The 2,754-nt window shown below is 44.3% G+C and carries 3 protein-coding genes; 2 read left to right on the top strand and 1 reads right to left on the bottom strand.

What is annotated here, in order from left to right; all coding sequences use genetic code 11:
- On the top strand, nt 1–620 hold a 620-nt coding region (locus Q0614_RS06580; protein WP_298787441.1), incomplete at its 5' end, for a SelB C-terminal domain-containing protein.
- Nucleotides 621–671: 51 nt separating this feature from the next.
- On the top strand, nt 672–1,385 hold the full coding sequence (locus Q0614_RS06575; protein WP_298787439.1) for a histidine kinase: 714 nt from the start codon (nt 672–674) through the stop codon (nt 1,383–1,385).
- Between the two features lie 497 nt (nt 1,386–1,882).
- Here Q0614_RS06575 and Q0614_RS06570 read toward each other — a convergent pair.
- A partial coding sequence (locus Q0614_RS06570) for an autotransporter outer membrane beta-barrel domain-containing protein (protein WP_298787437.1) occupies nt 1,883–2,754 on the bottom strand: 872 nt, incomplete at its 5' end.

Here is a 2,754-nt window from a genome sequence, read left to right as displayed (position 1 = left end):
GCTTAGAGGGGACGTATTTTGACGAAGCAAATTTATGCGTTTACGATCTAAGCGCGATCAAGGACGTAAAAAGCCTCATAAAATTTATCGTCTCAAAAAACGACTACGCGATCTTTTCGCCTGCCTCGATCGCTCTAAAGCTCTCGTGGGCTAGCGAAGAACTCGCCGCACGCGCGCTTAGCGAGCTTGAGCGAAGCGGCATCGTCTCCAAAAAGGGCGGAGTTTACGTAAAATCGGGGGTGGATTTTGACGCGCTCAAACAGAGCCTGGAGAGTAAAATTTTTGATCTCATCAAAAAGGGTGGCATAGCGCCTCTCGCGCCGTATAACGTCTATGACGAGCTAGAGATCGACCGCAGTAGCGGCGATGACGCGCTAAAGAAGCTGACCTACGCCAAAAAGGTCGTCCGTCTCGCGCACAATCTCTTCGTCGAGGCTGAAAATTTAGCCCTAGCGATCAAACGCCTCTACGCAATCATCGAAAAAGATGGCTTCGTAAACGTCACTAACGCCAAAGAGGAGCTTGGGCTTAGCAGGAAATTCGTCATCTGCTATCTCGAGTACCTAGATAAAATGGGGAATATCGTTACGATCGACAATAAACGCTATCTGAAAAAGTAAAAATTTAAAATTTTGCACTACAATGCGCGGAATTTTTTGCAAAGGAAAAAAATGAAAAAAGCTATTTTAACTTCAGTTGCGCTCGCAGCGAGCCTAAACGCGGCTTTAAGCGACAGCGAAATTTTATCTATCTACGGCGGCGCGCCTCAAGGCATCGAAATAAAGGTCGCCGAGCGCATCCCGCTTAGCGAGCCAAAGGGCGTCGAGGCGGTCGTTTTAAAGATTTCTCAAGGCAATATGTCGCAAGAGGAGATCATTTTCACTCAAGGCGATCTGATATTTACGGACATCATCGATCCTAAAAAACGCGTGGTTTACAAAGAGCAGATCAAGCAAGACCGCGTTGCGGGACAGCTGGCAAAGGTCGTAAAATCCGAAAACAAAGACAATATCATCAAGCTAGGAAACGATCCAAAAAAACCTACGATTTTGATGCTGACGGACGCTTTGTGCCCATTCTGCCGCAAAGAGATGGCAAGGATCGAAGAAACGTTAAAAAATAACAATGTCGATATCGTCATGACCTCCGTTCACGGCGATGACGGCCACGCAAAATCCGCGCTCATCTACAAAGAGATCAAAAATGCTAAAACCGACGAGCAAAAGATAGCGGTTTTTAAAAAATATTACGCTGAAGATAACAAAGCAGGTGCCAAAGACGTAAGCGCTGCCGAGCTAAATGCTGCAAAAGCCCTAGCTGCCAAATACTTCGGTGCGGGGGTAAACTCGGTGCCTTACATCATCGAAATGGATAAACTAAAATAATCTAAAATTTTGCGGAGCGATCCGCAAAATTCTACCCCATCGTCTTAGTCTTAGAGATTTTAATTAATCCGGATTGACCTCTTAATTTCACGCGGGCCATTGCTTTAGAATTTTTATAATCCCGCCGCTTAGCAAAATCTCTTTATCGAACCAGATTTAAAATTTTAAAATTTCTTTGCATATGGAATTTTAAAATTTAATAATCACGGAATTTAAAGCAGCACTATTTTAAAATTTCATACCGTTAAAAGACACGTGCAAAATTCTACTGCAAAATCCGCATTATTCTTTATATTGAAAGTAGCATAAAAGCGATAAGTGCATGAAATTTAAAAGCGAGAAAATATGCAAGCAAAATCCACAGCTGAAATTTTAAAATTTCGCAGCAAAGCCCAGGTAAAATTTAGCCGCAAATTTCATAAAATTTTCGCTTTGCGGCAAAGAGGAATTTGTAATCGTGCTTCAAGCTGCCTATCCTTGGACTACTCCGATTAAAATCAAAACTCCACGTCAAAAGCGGCTCTTGCCAGGCTATTTTTGCTCTCGCTTAACTCGTACGACGCGCTGAGTCCGACGCTTTGAAGGATCTTATATTTCAGTCCGATCGCGCCGTTAAATACGCCGCTAGAATAATCAAGCCCCTCCACGTCGTATCTATCCGAATACTTTCTGCTCGCGTGATACGAATCGCCGCTAAATCGATGCTCGTACTCCGCATTTGCAAATATCTGCAGATCGCCGAAAGCTTTGATCGCGTAAATTCCAGCCGTGCCGTTCGGTGCGGTTTTTGAAGCGGAGCTAAATTTAAGCCTAGAGATCGCATCTTCGTTCACCCTAATCGCTCCAAGCCCCAAATATGGCTTAATGTAACCGTTTTCAAATAAGAATTTATATCCGGCTCTGGTGCTAAAATCCCAAATTTGCGATTTGTATTTCGCGCCGTGGATAGCGCCGAATCCGTTGTTGGTTTCAAATTTATGATCGTTTGTCGAATAGGTTAAGCCTACCGCCAAATCCACGTTCTCGCTAAAATCGTATCTGCCCGCCAAACCAAACTCGTAGGATTTGATGTTTTCTTTGACACCGTCGAATTTGCCCTCGTACCAAGCGTCCGATTTTTGATATCCAAAGATCACGCCCAGCGTAAGATCATCTACTCTCTTGGAGGCTCCGAGTAAAATTCCGTCGCTCTTGTGATCGTATTTGACGCCGCCCGAGCGGTCTTTGTAATCTCCGCCGTAGTTTCCTATCGCGCTTACATTTACGTTAAACTCCTGCCCGTCGGTATCGGCTAAATTTTTATAAGCGGAATTTCTTGCTAGCTTGGTAAGATCCAGATCGACCTTCGAGCGCGGCATCTCGATGCCTA

It is taken from the genome of uncultured Campylobacter sp., from assembly GCF_937997595.1.
Lineage (GTDB): Bacteria > Campylobacterota > Campylobacteria > Campylobacterales > Campylobacteraceae > Campylobacter_B.
Note: the sequence above shows the minus strand (reverse complement) of the source record. Positions and strands in the feature narration are given on the sequence as shown.